11 protein-coding genes are annotated in these 13,217 nt (G+C 72.9%); 7 read left to right on the top strand and 4 right to left on the bottom strand.

Translation table 11 applies throughout. The annotated features are described in order from the left end of the window. Positions 1-50 precede the first annotated feature (50 nt). From ASF82_RS04905 to ASF82_RS04895, 3 genes are all read right to left on the bottom strand, one after another. Complete coding sequence (locus tag ASF82_RS04905) at positions 51-1,415, bottom strand: glucose-6-phosphate dehydrogenase (RefSeq protein ID WP_056054134.1); 1,365 nt, start codon at positions 1,413-1,415, stop codon at positions 51-53. Further along, positions 1,412-2,287, bottom strand: coding sequence for an aldo/keto reductase (locus ASF82_RS04900; protein ID WP_056054131.1), 876 nt, complete (start codon positions 2,285-2,287; stop codon positions 1,412-1,414). Before ASF82_RS04900 ends, ASF82_RS04905 begins: the two co-directional genes overlap by 4 nt. 194 nt (positions 2,288-2,481) lie before the next feature. Next, positions 2,482-3,795: an FUSC family protein gene (locus ASF82_RS04895; protein ID WP_056054128.1), complete on the bottom strand. Its 1,314-nt coding sequence runs from the start codon at positions 3,793-3,795 to the stop codon at positions 2,482-2,484. Positions 3,796-3,901: 106 nt separating this feature from the next. Between ASF82_RS04895 and ASF82_RS04890 the strand changes: the two genes are divergently transcribed. The 3 genes from ASF82_RS04890 to ASF82_RS04880 are packed head-to-tail and all read left to right on the top strand — an operon-like array spanning position 3,902 to position 8,755. Then, complete coding sequence (locus ASF82_RS04890) at positions 3,902-7,390, top strand: DNA polymerase III subunit alpha (RefSeq protein ID WP_056054125.1); 3,489 nt, start codon at positions 3,902-3,904, stop codon at positions 7,388-7,390. Between the two features lie 10 nt (positions 7,391-7,400). After that, positions 7,401-8,423: a glutathione S-transferase family protein gene (locus ASF82_RS04885; RefSeq protein ID WP_056055826.1), complete on the top strand. Its 1,023-nt coding sequence runs from the start codon at positions 7,401-7,403 to the stop codon at positions 8,421-8,423. Beyond that, positions 8,420-8,755: a TraR/DksA family transcriptional regulator gene (locus ASF82_RS04880; protein WP_056054122.1), complete on the top strand. Its 336-nt coding sequence runs from the start codon at positions 8,420-8,422 to the stop codon at positions 8,753-8,755. The genes ASF82_RS04885 and ASF82_RS04880 overlap by 4 nt, the downstream gene beginning before the upstream one ends. On the opposite strand, the gene ASF82_RS04875 is transcribed toward ASF82_RS04880, so the two are convergent. Continuing rightward, positions 8,752-9,468, bottom strand: coding sequence for a hypothetical protein (locus ASF82_RS04875; protein ID WP_056054119.1), 717 nt, complete (start codon positions 9,466-9,468; stop codon positions 8,752-8,754). The two genes, ASF82_RS04880 and ASF82_RS04875, sit on opposite strands and share 4 nt — an antisense overlap. A gap of 66 nt (positions 9,469-9,534) precedes the next feature. Between ASF82_RS04875 and rplU the strand changes: the two genes are divergently transcribed. The 4 genes from rplU to ASF82_RS04855 all read left to right on the top strand — a co-directional run bounded on the left by rplU (position 9,535) and on the right by ASF82_RS04855 (position 12,636). Then, entirely contained in the window at positions 9,535-9,843 is a 309-nt protein-coding gene (gene rplU, locus ASF82_RS04870) for a 50S ribosomal protein L21 (protein ID WP_056054115.1), read from the top strand. 16 nt (positions 9,844-9,859) lie between these two features. Then, complete coding sequence (rpmA, locus tag ASF82_RS04865; RefSeq protein ID WP_056054111.1) at positions 9,860-10,129, top strand: 50S ribosomal protein L27; 270 nt, start codon at positions 9,860-9,862, stop codon at positions 10,127-10,129. Between the two features lie 130 nt (positions 10,130-10,259). Next, a complete protein-coding gene (locus tag ASF82_RS04860; RefSeq protein ID WP_056054107.1) occupies positions 10,260-11,435 on the top strand; it encodes an alcohol dehydrogenase catalytic domain-containing protein in 1,176 nt (391 codons plus the stop codon). A 238-nt stretch (positions 11,436-11,673) separates the two neighbouring features. Then, positions 11,674-12,636 (top strand): phosphodiesterase, encoded by a 963-nt coding sequence (locus ASF82_RS04855; RefSeq protein ID WP_056054104.1) that lies wholly within the window; start codon positions 11,674-11,676, stop codon positions 12,634-12,636. Positions 12,637-13,217 lie beyond the last annotated feature (581 nt).

Genomic DNA, 13,217 nt, shown 5'->3' with positions numbered 1-13,217 from the left:
GGCCTCGTCGTGGGGCGGCGCTCAGGGCGCCGCCGGGCGGTCGGCGCCGATCAGGCGGGCCAGTCCGCGGGGCCGGTCGAGCCGGCCGCGTAGGTGTCGAGCGGCACGTCGCCGGCCGTCCAGGCGTCGACGACGGGCGCCACGATGGCCCAGCAGCGCTCCGCGACGTCGCCGCGGATCGACAGGGTCGGGTCGTCGTGGAAGATCCCGCTGAGCACCTCGCCGTAGGGCGTGAGCTCGGGCTTGCCCAGCGTGACCTGGAAGGTGGACTGCTCCAGGTCGAAGGGGTTGCCCTTGCCGTTGGTGGTGACGCCGAGCTCCATCGTCTCGGGGCTGATCTCGATGCGGAGCGTGTCGGGGGTCGACGAGCCGTTCAGGCCCTCGGGCAGCGCAGGGACGGGCTTGAAGGTGATCAGCACCTCCTTGCGGATCTTCGTCATGCCCTTGCCGGAGCGCAGGATGAAGGGCACGCCGGCCCAGCGACGGGTCTTGACCTCGAACTCGACCTCGGCGAGGGTCTCGGTCTGGCGGTCGTTGTCGACGCCCTCCTCGTCGGAGTACGACGGGACGGCCTTGCCGTCGATCGTGCCGGCCGTGTACTGCGCCCGGCGGCTCGAGGCGACGGGGTCGCCGCCCTTGACCCAGGTCGCCCGGAGCACGCGCGCGATCTCGCTGCGCAGCTCGACCGAGTCGATGCTCGACGGTGCGTCCATCGCGATGACGGCGAGCACCTGCAGGAGGTGGCTCTGGATCATGTCGACGAGGGCGCCGGCCTTGTCGTAGTACTGCGCACGGCCCTCGAGGCCGAGGACCTCGTCGTAGAAGATCTCGACCTTCTCGATGTTCTCGCCGTTCCAGACCGGCTCGAAGAGGCGGTTCGCGAAGCGGAGGCCGATCATGTTGAGGACGGTGGCGCGGCCGAGGAAGTGGTCGGTCCGGTGGATGCGCTCCTCCGGGACGATCTTCAGCAGCTCGGCGTTCAGCTCGCGCGCGCTCTCCTCGTCGGAGCCGAAGGGCTTCTCGAGGGCGAGGCGCAGGCCGTCGGGCAGGTCGATCTCGGCGAGCGCCTGGATCACGCGGGTGCTGATCGCCGGGGGCAGCGCGAAGTACATCACCGGGGTGCCCTCGGAGGCCTCGAAGAGGGCCTTGAGGTGCTCGACGGTGGTGGGGTCGCCCTGCATGTAGCGGCTGGAGGCGAGGGTCTTCTTCGCGAGGTCGCTGCCGGCGTCGCCGTTGAAGGCCGTCTTGACGACGCCGTCCCACTCCTCGGGGGTGCGCTCGCTGCGGCCGGTGCCGATGAGCTGGACGTCGACGCCGCGGTCGCTCTTCAGGAGGCTGGCGAGGCCGGGCAGCAGGAGTCGCTCGGTGAGGTCGCCCGAGGCTCCGAGGATGATGAGGGTGGTGGTGTCGGTCACTGTGCAGCTTTCGTGAGGGCGGCGAACTCGTCGTCGCTGAGGTCGATCTGGGCGGCGGCGACGTTGTCCTCCAGGTGCGAGACGCTGGACGTGCCGGGGATGGGGAGCATGACCGGCGAGCGCCGGAGCAGCCACGCGAGGGCGAGCTGCGAGGGGGTGGCGTCGTGCTCGGTCGCGAGGGCGTCGAGCGGCCCGCCCGGTGCGGCGAGCGCGCCCGTGGCGAGCGGGAACCACGGGATGAAGGCGATGCCCTCGGCCTCGCTGTGGTCGAGCAGGGCCTCGGCGTCGCGGGAGGCGAGGTTGTAGAGGTTCTGGACGGAGGCGATGGTCGCGGTCTGCTGCGCCTCCTTGAGCTCGTCGACGGACACCTCGGAGAGGCCGATGTGGCGGATCTTGCCCTCCTGCTGCAGGGCGGCGAGCTCGCCGACCTGGTCGGCGAGGGGCACGGCCGGGTCGATGCGGTGCAGCTGGAAGAGGTCGATGCGGTCGAGCCCCAGGATGCGGAGGCTCATCTCCACCTGCTGGCGGAGGTACTCGGGGCGGCCGACGGGCCGCCAGTCGCCGGGGCCCGGGCGGGTGAGGCCGGCCTTGGTGGCGATGACGACGTCGTCGCCGTAGGGGTGCAGGGCCTCGCGCAGCAGCGGCTCGGCCACGTCGGGGCCGTAGGAGTCGGCGGTGTCGAAGAAGGTCACGCCGAGCTCGACGGCCCGGCGGATGACCCGGACGGCCTCGTCGTGGTCGCGGGGCTGGTCCCAGACCCCTTCGCCGGTGAGCTGCATGGTGCCGTACCCGAGGCGGGTGACGGGGAGGTCGCCTCCGATGGTGAACTGCCCGGAGGCAGCCGCCGACGGGGACGTGGTGTCGGTGGTCATGGTCGTCCTTCCTCGATGCGGGCCGAGAGCTGCGGACGACGAGCGCGTCCGCGCCGGTGTGCTGGGGGCCCCGGTGGGTCAACGCGACGGGCGGCGGACCATTCCCGGCCCCCGCGGGGCCGCCCGGGGAGGGCAGCGCGTCGCGCTCGGGCGCCGGTGCCCGGTCAACCGTACTGCTCCCGCGGGGAGCACGTTCACCGGCGGGGCTCGGTGTCGCGGGGCGCGGTGGGGTCGTCGACGGGGCCGGTGCTGTCGGTGCCGCCCTCGGTGGGCTCGTCGCCCGCGCGGCCGTCGGCGGGGCCGGTGCCGCCCTCGGCGTCGCTCCCCGCGCCTCCCCCGCCCTCGTCGGCCTCCCCCTCGTCGTCGTCGGGTCGGGGCGCCGTGGTGTCGTCGGGGTCGAGCGCGGCGATGATCCGGCCCATCGACACGGCGATCGAGACGCCCCCGCTGGTGTCGGTGGTGGGCAGGTGCCGGTGCTCGTCGATCGCCTCCCAGAGGTCGGCGACCCGGCGCCGGGCCTCGACGAACGCGTCGACGTCGTCGCCGCCCCGGAGCCGGACGACCTCGGCGACGGCGTGCGCGGCGCGGGCGACGACCGGCGCGAGCTCCTCGACGATCCCGATCTGGCGGCCGATGCGGCGCCCCAGGATGCCGGAGACCTCGGCCATGTCCTGGAGGTGGAACCCCACGCGCTCGAAGACGACGAGGTCGGCGTACTCCTGGCCGAGGTCGCGGCGCCGGAGCTTCCAGCGCGGGTTGAGCCGGCGGGACTCGTCGGCGTACTGCACGGCGTCGCGGACCCGGCGGAGGGTGCCGGGCAGCTCGGCCACGCGGCGCTCCCAGTCGTCGCCCTCCAGCGGCCAGCGGGCCTCGAAGACCGCGGCGACGTCGTCGGTGCGGTCGGCGAGCGATGCCTGCAGCGAGCGCAGCCGCTCGTCGGCCCGCCCGGCGTAGAGCGGCGGCACGAGCAGGTAGTTGACCGTGAGCCCGACCACCACGCCGACCGCGACCTGGATGACGTAGCCCGTCGAGTAGTCGGCCTGGTCGCCCTCCGTGGTCGCGCTGCCGCCGAGCAGCAGCACGAAGAGCCCGGCCGTGAGCACCCAGTCCCGCCCGGCGCCGAGCCGGCGGATGCCCGCGAGCAGCGTCCCCACGCCGACGACCGCCGCGACGGCGAGCACGCCGGGCTGCCCCTCCTGGAGCGAGAAGACGACCGTGGCCAGCACGATGCCCACGACGAGGCCGAGCAGGGTCTGCACCCCCTGGCGGAGCGACGCCTTGATGGTCGGGTACATCGCGATCACCGCGCCGAGCGGGGCGTAGTACGGGTACTCGGCCGCCACGCCGGGCACGTGGGGCGCCAGCCAGTAGGCGAGGGCCGCGGCGAGCGCCGCCTTCACGGCCAGCAGGAGGCGCGGCTGGCCGAGCAGGACGCGCGCCCACCGCGAGGCGGTGCGGACGTCGGCCCGGACGTCGGGGCGGGAGCCGCTCGGGCGTCGATCGGGCATGCACCGATGATGACAGCCCGGCGGCGGCGCGGCCCGGCCGAGGACGTACACTGATCGAACACACGTTCGACCAGACCTGGCCGGGGTCCCGACTCGGAGCACGACCATGCGCTTCACCCACCTCCACGTGGCCTCCTCGTTCAGCGCTCACCACGGCACGACCCCGCCGGCCCAGCTGGTCGAGCGGGCGGCGGCCGACGAGGCCGACGCCCTCGCGATCACCGACCGCGACGGGCTCTACGGCGCGATCCGGCACATCGGGGCCTGCCGGGCGGCGGGCATCGATCCGATCGTCGGGGTGGAGCTGGGCTGTGCCGACGACCGGGCCGAGGCGTCGACGACCACGGCGGCCGGCAGCCGGACGGCCGCCTCCGCCGCGGCCCCGGTCGACCGGGTCGTCGTGCTCGCCCACGGCTCCGGCGAGGGCCGGGCCGGGGAGGGCTGGGCGTCGCTCTGCCGCCTGATCAGCGCCGCGCACGGCCGGGCCACGCGCCGGGCGGCGGGCAGCGCCAACAGCACGGCGACCATCGGGCGCTCCCGGCTGCGGGCGTTCCTGCGGGGCGAGGAGGGCGCCTCCGCCACCGTGCTGCTGGGCCCCGACTCCGACGTGGGCCGGCTGGTGCGCGAGGGGCGCAGCACCGCGGCCGCCGCCTCCCTCGCCGACTGGGCCCGCGAGCTGCCCGGGGGCGTCGTCGTCGAGGTCGTCTGCCACCTCACCGAGCCCGGCGAGAGCCGGAGCGTCCGGCACGCGGCCCGGATGCTCGAGCTCGCCGAGCACGTGGGGGTGCCGGCGGTGCTGACCAACGCGGTGCGCTACCTCGACGCCGACGGCGCGGTGACGGCCGACGTGCTGGACTCGGCGGGCCACCTGGCACCGCTCGGCTCGTTCACGCCGCAGCCCAACGCGCAGGCGACCCTGAAGAACGGTGCCGCGATGCGGGCGATCGCCCACCTCGTCGCCGACGCCTCGTCGCTGTCGCGCCGGGCGGCGGAGGAGATGCTCGCCGCGACGGAGCGGCTGGCCGACCGCTGCCGGCTCGACCCCGACGCCGACCTCCGCTGGCGGCAGCCCAAGGTGCCCGAGCTGAGCGCGATCGGCGTCGAGGGCGACCCCGATCAGGTGCTGCTCCGCCGGGCGGAGGCGGGGGTCACGGCCCGCTTCGGGCACGCGGGCCAGGGCCTCCGCCGCACCGTCGAGGAGCGCATGCGCTACGAGCTGGGCATCATCTCGGGCTTCGGCTTCGCGGGCTACTTCCTCACCGTCGCCGACGTCTCGCAGCTGATGCGCGACATGAGGGTGAGGAACGCCGCCCGGGGGTCGGGCGCGGGCAGCCTCGTCACCTACCTGCTGCGCATCTCGAACGTCGACCCGATCGAGCACGACCTGCTCTTCGAGCGGTTCCTCGGCAACAAGCGGGAGACCCTGCCCGACATCGACATCGACGTGGAGTCGGCCCGGCGGCACGAGATCTACCGGGCGATCTTCGACCGCTACGGCAGCAACCGGGTCACCCTCATGTCGATGCAGTCGACCTACCGGGGCCGGGGGGCCGTCCGTGACGCGGGCCAGGCGCTCGGCCTCGACGACGAGCAGATCGACATGGTCGCCAACAACGTCTGGCGGTCCAACGCCCGTGACCTCCGCACCGCCATGGCCGAGAAGCCCGAGCTGCGCGCCATCGCCGACCTCGCGCGGCAGAACGGCCAGATCGACCTCCTCGTCGACCTGACCGAGCGGCTCGACCGGCTCCCCCGGCACATCTCGATGCACCCGTGCGGCGTGATCCTCGGCGACTCCGACCTGCTCAGCACGACGCCCGTGCAGCCGAGCGGCATCGGCCTGCCGATGAGTCAGTTCGACAAGCACGACATGAACGACGCCGGCCTCCTCAAGCTCGACGTGCTCGGCGTCCGGATGCAGAGCTCGATGGCCTACGCCCTCGACGAGATCGAGCGGGTCAACGGCTCCCGGGCGGCCGTCGCGGGCGGCCTCTCGGTCGACGTCCCCTACGTGAACCGCGAGGGGCGGGTCGAGCTCGACGAGATCCCCCACGACGACGAGCCCACCTTCGAGGCCATCCGCACCACGCACACGCTCGGCATGTTCCAGATCGAGAGCCCGGGCCAGCGCGAGCTGATCGGCAAGATGCAGCCCGACCGCTACAGCGACCTGATCGCCGACATCTCGCTGTTCCGCCCCGGGCCGATGAAGGGCAACATGGTCGCGCCCTTCCTCGACACCAAGCACGGCTTCCAGCAGCCCGACTACCTGCACCCGAGCTTCGCGTCGTTCCTCGACGACAGCTACGGGGTCGTGATCTACCACGAGCACGTCCTGCGGATCCTCGAGGCGACGATGGAGGTGTCGCTCGCCGAGGCCGACGAGCTCCGCCGGCACATGGGCAAGGGCGCCGACGACGACCTCGAGGTGGAGTTCCGGCGCCGCACGCGGGCCAACGTCGACGAGCGGGGCAGGAGGCGCTTCACCGACGCGCAGGTCGACCGGATCTGGGCGGTGCTCAAGGGGTTCGGCTCGTTCGGCTTCTGCAAGGCGCACGGAGCGGCCTTCGCCCTGCCCACCTACCAGAGCGCCTGGCTGAAGACCCACTACCCCGCGGAGTTCCTCGCGGGGCTGCTCACCCACGACCCCGGCATGTACCCGAAGCGGCTGCTGCTCACCGAGGCACGACGCATGGGGGTGCCCGTGCTGCCGCTCGACGTCAACCAGTCGACCGACGTCTACAGCGTCGAGCGCGTGCGCGCCCCCGCGACCCCGATCGCCCCGAGCCGCCCCGGCGACCTCGGCATCCGGCTCTCGCTCGCCGACGTGCACGGCATCACCGACGCCGAGCTCGCGCGGATCGTCGTGGGCCGGCCCTACGACTCCATCACCGACTTCTGGCAGCGAGCGACGCCGTCACGGCGGCTGGTGGAGCGCCTCGCGCAGGTCGGGGCGCTCGACTCGCTGGCCGGCCCGGGCCGCACCCGGGGCGACGTGCTGGCCCGTGTGCGGTCGCTGACCCAGCGCACCGCCCGGCCCCGCGCCTCCGACGTCCAGAACCAGCTCGACTTCAGCGTCGACGACTCGGCCGAGGTGCCGACCGGCACCCCCGACGTGAGCCTCCGCGACCGGGTCAGCGACGAGCTCGACATCCTCTCGATGGAGGTCAGCGAGCACGTCGTCGAGAGCTACCGGCCCATGCTCGACGACCTCGGGGTCACGCGGGCCGCCGACCTGCGCGACCACTGGAACGGCACGACCGTGCTCGTCGCCGGCATCCGCATCGCCACGCAGACGCCGCCCATGCGCAGCGGCAAGCGGGTCGTCTTCATCAGCCTCGACGACGGCACCGGCTGCGCCGACGCGACCTTCTTCGAGGAGGCCCAGTCGCGGGCGGGCTCGCTGCTCTTCGGCACCAAGCTCATGCTGATCCAGGGGCGCACCCGGCGCACCGGGGAGAAGGGCATCTCGCTGGAGGCGGAGAACGCCTGGGACCTGAAGGCGATGTGGCGCGACTGGCAGGCGAGCCGTGCCTCGGCCGCCTCAGGGCCGGGGGGCGCCGAGCTGCCCGACCTCTCGGACGCCCCTGCGTAGGGTGGCGGGCATGAGCGACGACCAGCAGGCGAAGGGCACGTACGTCGAGCCCGGCCAGGAGTACACCCGCGACACGAACTACATCGAGGACAGGATCACGCGCGACGCCGTCGACGGTTGGCCCGTCGAGGCCGGCCGCTACCGCCTGGTCGCCGCCCGGGCCTGCCCCTGGGCCAACCGCACCGTCATCTCGCGCCGCCTCCTCGGCCTCGAGGACGTCATCTCCCTCGGCCTGCCCGGCCCCACCCACGACGCCCGCAGCTGGACCTTCGACCTCGACCCCGACGGCCGCGACCCCGTGCTCGGCATCGAGCGCCTGCAGGAGGCCTTCTTCGCCCGCACGCCCGACTACGCCCGCGGCATCACCGTGCCCGCGATCGTCGACGTGCCGAGCGGCAAGGTCGTCACCAACGACTTCCCGCAGATCACGCTCGACTTCGCCACCGAGTGGCGCGAGCACCGCCGCGAGGGCGCGCCCGACCTCTACCCTGAGCACCTGCGGGCCGAGATCGACGAGGTGAACGCGGTCGTGTTCCGCGACGTCAACAACGGCGTCTACCGCGCGGGCTTCGCCGGGTCGCAGAAGAGCTACGAGCGGGCGTACGACACGCTGTTCGCCCGCCTCGACTGGCTCTCCGAGCGCCTGGCCGGCCAGCGGTTCCTGGTCGGCGACACGATCACCGAGGCCGACATCCGCCTCTTCACCACCCTCGCCCGCTTCGACGCGGTGTACCACGGGCACTTCAAGTGCAACCGCTCGAAGCTCACCGAGATGCCGGTGCTCTGGGCCTACGCCCGCGACCTGTTCCAGACCCCCGGGTTCGGCGACACGATCGACTTCGCCCAGATCAAGGCGCACTACTACGTCGTGCACAGCGACATCAACCCGACCGGCATCGTGCCCGCCGGCCCCGACCCGTCGGGCTGGCTGACCGCCCACGGCCGTGAGGAGCTCGGCGGCCGGCCCTTCGGCGACGGCACCCCGCCGCCCCCGCCGCCCGAGGGCGAGCAGGTGCCGCCGCTCGTCGCGTGACCGACCCGGGCGACCAGCTGCGCGCCACCCGCGACGATGCGCTCGCCCTGGCCGCGCGCCTCGGACAGGACATGGAGGCGGTGGCCGCGGCCCGCGAGGGAGCCAACGTCGACGACGAGCACGACCCCGAGGGGTCGACGATCGCCTACGAGCGATCGCAGCTCGACGCGGTGCGGCGGTCAGCCCTCGAGCGGGCCGCCGACGCCGACTCGGCGCTGCGGCGGCTCGCCGACGGGACCTTCGGCCGCTGCGAGCGGTGCTCGGCCCGGATCGGCGAGGCGCGGCTCACGGCCCGCCCGACGGCGCGGCTCTGCATCGACTGCGCGCGCTAGCTCGCGGCGGTGCCGGGTTCGCCAGTGCCCGGCCCGCTGGCACCGGCCTCGCCGGGGCCGTGCTCAGCCTGCGGGGCCGCGGCCGTCCTGGCGACCGCGTACACGCCGTGCCCGACCCGCTCGAGCCTCCCCTGGCGTGTCAGCACGCTGAGGGTCGAGAGCACGCTGCTGCGGCGGTAGCCCGGCAGCGCGGCCACGAGCGCGGTCGTCGACAGCGGCCCCGCACGGAGGACCTCGGGGATGCGGTCGGCGAGCGACGCGCCCGAGCCGACCCCCGCCTCCTCGACGTCCTCTCCCTCGGCGCCTGCGCGGTCAGCGCGGTAGTCCGCCCGCGCCTGCTCGAGGTCGTCGGCCGACACCCTCGTGGTGCCGCCGTCCGCCCCCGAGGCGTGGGCGTAGGGGGCGAGCGTCAGCGACCGGCCGACGCGGGCGTACACGGCCGAGGCGCTGGTGCCCTGGTGCTCGGCGATCTCCGGGTAGGAGGCGCCGCCGAGCAGCAGCACCGCCTCGCCCTCCAGCCCCAGCCACTGGCCGAGCGTCGCGATCTCCCACCCGGCCGTCGTGACGGCCGAGCCCCACACCTCGATGTCGTCGGCGTGCTCGGAGGTGAGGCCGTCGAGGTCGTCGAGCAGGTCGAGCAGCCGCTGTCGGGCGTCGGCGACGATCTCCGCGGTGAACCGCGGCGGGCGCTGAAGTTTGATCGGTCGTGACATCTGTGAAAGACTATCCGAGTTGCCCGAACGCGGGCACCTCACACTTAGCTGCACCAAGGAGATCCCATGGCTTTCGCAATCGTGCGTGCCGGCGGTCGTCAGGAGAAGGTCGAGGTCGGGACGATCCTGACCGTCGACCGTCTCAAGGCGAACACGTCCGACACCGTCTCGTTCGTCCCCGTCCTGCACGTCGACGGCGACACCGTCCTCTCGGGCGACGACCTGGCCTCGGTCACGGTCGAGGGCGAGGTCCTCAACGACCTCCGCGGCCCGAAGATCGTCATCCAGAACTACAAGAACAAGACCGGCTACAAGCGTCGCATGGGCTTCCGTGCCGACCTCACACGCGTCAAGATCACCAAGATCTCCAAGTAAAGGGAGCTGAGCACACATGGCACACAAGAAGGGCGCATCGTCCACCCGCAACGGTCGTGACTCGAACGCTCAGCGCCTCGGCGTGAAGCGCTTCGGCGGCCAGGTCGTCCTCGCCGGCGAGATCCTCGTCCGCCAGCGCGGCACCCACTTCCACCCCGGCGCCAACGTCGGCCGTGGCGGCGACGACACGCTGTTCGCCCTCGCCCCCGGCGCGGTCGAGTTCGGCACCAAGGGCGGCCGCAAGGTCGTCAACATCGTCGCCTCCGCCGTGAGCGTCGACGCGTAGCACCCCCTGGCCGCACCTGCGGCACAGCTGAGGCGGTCGTCCCCTGTCGGGGCGGCCGCCTTCGTCGTCTCCGCGACACCTGTACCCCACCGGCCAGCCCGCTCACTGCCGTCGGGCGTAGACGGGGTGCATGAAGGCTCTCACCTACCAGTCCATCGCCGACGTCGCCGTCACCGAGGTGCCCGACCCCACGATCACGGAGCCCACCGACGCGGTGATCAAGGTCACCTCCGCCGCGATCTGCGGCAGCGACCTGCACCTGTACGACGTCTTCGACCCCTACCTCGACAAGGGCGACGTCCTCGGCCACGAGACCATGGGCGTCGTCACCGCCGTCGGCTCCGCCGTCTCGCGCATCCAGGTCGGCGACCGCGTCGTCGTCCCCTTCGTCATCGCCTGCCGTGAGTGCTTCATGTGCGAGCGCGGCCTCTTCTCGCAGTGCGAGACCACGCAGGTCACCGAGTACGGCTCGGGCGCGACCCTCTACGGCTACACCAAGCTCTACGGCCAGGTGCCCGGCGGGCAGGCCGAGCAGCTGCGCATCCAGCGCGCCGACGCCAACCTCGTCAAGGTCGGGCACGACCTCCCCGACGAGCGCTACCTCTTCCTCAGCGACATCCTCCCCACGGCGTGGCAGGGCGTCGAGTACGCCCAGGTGCCCGAGGGAGGCACGCTGGTCGTCCTGGGGCTCGGTCCGGTCGGTCAGTTCGCGGCCCGCATCGGCGTGCACAAGGGCTTCCGGGTGATCGGCGTCGACCCCGTCCCCGAGCGCCGCGCCATGGCCGAGCGCCACGGCGTCGAGGTGCTCGACCTCACGAAGGACGTCGCCGACGTCATCAAGGGCATGACGGACGACCGCGGCCCCGACTCCGTCGTCGACGCCGTCGGCATGGAGGCCCACGACCACGGCGGCGTCAGCATGGTGCAGAAGTTCGCCGCGGCGCTGCCCGACAAGGTCGGCCAGGCGCTCATGCAGAAGGCCGGAGTCGACAGCCTCAGCGCCATGCACCTCGCCTTCGAGGTCGTCCGCCGCGGCGGCACCGTCTCGCTGTCGGGCGTCTACGGCGGCACGGCCGACCCGACTCCCTTCCTCACCCTCTTCGACAAGCAGATCACCATCAAGATGGGCCAGTGCAACGTCCACCAGTGGATGGACACCCTGATGCCCCTCGTCGAGGACCCGACCGACCCGCTCGGCACGGAGGACCTCACCACGCACCCGGTGCCGCTCGACCGCGCGCCGGAGATGTACGAGCTGTTCAAGAAGAAGGAGGACGGCTGCATCAAGGTGGTGCTCAAGCCGTAGCGCGACTCCCCCGGGTCACCGCCGGGCCCCGCTCCGCCCCGTCCTGGGGCCTGGCGGGGCCCTCCGCACGTCGGTAGCGTCGCGGGGCGTCGACGTGTCCGATCAGTTCGCTGACCGTTCACCCGAACACGCACCGACGTTCACCGGCCGTGGAGCAAACGAATGGTGGACTGGTGACGAAGGAACAACGAGGGCCTCGTCCTGGGGCCGTCGTCGGCGACACGTGAATGAGAGAACCATGGATCTCCGGACGGCCGAGCACCCGAGGCCCGACCACTTCATCCTGCACCTCAGCGACACCCACCTCGTCGGCGGTGACGCCGACCTCTACGGCGACGTCGACAGCGAAGGTCGCCTCGCCCAGATCCTCGCCGGGATCGAGGCCTCCGGCATGCGGCCGGAGGCGATCGTCCTCACCGGCGACCTCGCCGACAAGGGCGAGCCCGCGGCGTACCGCAAGCTCCGGGCGCTGCTCGAGCCGGTCGCGGCGCGCCTCGGAGCCCAGATCATCTGGGCGATGGGCAACCACGACGAGCGCGGCGCCTTCCGCGAGCAGCTCTTCGGGCAGATGCCCTCCGACCGGCCCGTCGACTTCGTCTACGACGTGAACGGCCTGCGCATCATCACCCTCGACACGTCGGTGCCGGGCCACCACCACGGCGCGCTCACCGGCGACCAGCTCGACTGGCTCGCCGAAGAGCTGTCGACCCCCGCGGAGCACGGCACGGTCATCGCCATGCACCACCCGCCGGTGCCCAGCGTGCAGGACCTCAGCGTGCTGGTCGAGCTGCGCGACCAGGCCTCGCTGGCCGAGGTCGTCGAGGGCAGCGACGTCCGGTCGATCATCGCCGGGCACCTGCACTACTCGACCACGGCGATGTTCGCGGGCGTCCCCGTCTCGGTGGCCTCGGCCACGTGCTACACGCAGGACCTCGCGGTCGGCGGGACGCGCGGCCGCGACGGCGCGCAGTCGTACAACCTGGTGCACGTGTACGCCGACACGGTCGTGCACTCGGTCGTGCCGATCGGCTCGTACGACACGGTCGGCGAGTACGTCTCGCCGTCGTCGACGGCGGAGCGCCTCGCCCTCGCGGGCGTGCGCATCGCACCGGCCGCGCCCCGGCACCGCCGGACCGACACCGCCCCGGTGCCCGTGGTGACGCGCGACCTCGCGCTGACCGGCCCCATCGACACCCTCTGACGCGAGCCGGCTGGCCGCCGCCGGTCGGGTCGGCCCCGTCGGCAACTCCTGCGCCCTGCCCGGCTCGCCGCTGCCGTCGCCGCTCCGGCGACGTCGCGCAGGAGTTGTCGACACGTCTCGCTCGGGTCTCCGGCTCCGTCTCCGCACCCGCGCCTCCTCGCTCGGGCCGGACGGCCCTGCGCCGGGCTCAAGCGGGCCCCGTCGGCAACTCCTGCGCCCTGCCCGGCTCGACGTTGCCGTCGCCGCTCCGGCTACGTCGCGCAGGAGTTGTCGACGGTCGGCGCGCCCGGGCCCCCGGCTCCGCCTCCCGACCCACGCCTCCTCGCTCGGGCTCGACGGCCCTGCGCCGTGCTCACGCGCGCCCCGTCGGCAACTCCTGCGCCCTGGCCGGCTCGCCGCTGCCGTCGCCGCTCCGGCGACCTCGCGCAGGAGTTGTCGACGGTCGGCGCGCCCGGCGGTCGTGTCACGCGGCAGATCGTGCCCTCATGCCGGCGTTCGGCGTTCGGCGTTCCGTGTTCAAGTTCGGCGTCCGGGGTTCGGCGTCCGGGGTTCGGCGTTCGGCGTTCGGCGTTCAGAGTTCG

Source organism: Frigoribacterium sp. Leaf164, from assembly GCF_001423665.1.
Taxonomy (GTDB): domain Bacteria; phylum Actinomycetota; class Actinomycetes; order Actinomycetales; family Microbacteriaceae; genus Frigoribacterium; species Frigoribacterium endophyticum.
This window is presented reverse-complemented; position numbering and strand designations above follow the sequence as displayed.

Coding starts and splice junctions, on each gene's coding strand:
- ASF82_RS04900 (WP_056054131.1), bottom strand. CDS start 2,287: ATGACCACCGACACCACGTCCCCGTCGGCGGCTGCCTCCGGGCAGTTC.
- ASF82_RS04895 (WP_056054128.1), bottom strand. CDS start 3,795: ATGCCCGATCGACGCCCGAGCGGCTCCCGCCCCGACGTCCGGGCCGAC.
- ASF82_RS04890 (WP_056054125.1), top strand. CDS start 3,902: ATGCGCTTCACCCACCTCCACGTGGCCTCCTCGTTCAGCGCTCACCAC.
- ASF82_RS04885 (WP_056055826.1), top strand. CDS start 7,401: ATGAGCGACGACCAGCAGGCGAAGGGCACGTACGTCGAGCCCGGCCAG.
- ASF82_RS04875 (WP_056054119.1), bottom strand. CDS start 9,468: ATGTCACGACCGATCAAACTTCAGCGCCCGCCGCGGTTCACCGCGGAG.
- rplU (WP_056054115.1), top strand. CDS start 9,535: ATGGCTTTCGCAATCGTGCGTGCCGGCGGTCGTCAGGAGAAGGTCGAG.
- rpmA (WP_056054111.1), top strand. CDS start 9,860: ATGGCACACAAGAAGGGCGCATCGTCCACCCGCAACGGTCGTGACTCG.
- ASF82_RS04860 (WP_056054107.1), top strand. CDS start 10,260: ATGAAGGCTCTCACCTACCAGTCCATCGCCGACGTCGCCGTCACCGAG.
- ASF82_RS04855 (WP_056054104.1), top strand. CDS start 11,674: ATGGATCTCCGGACGGCCGAGCACCCGAGGCCCGACCACTTCATCCTG.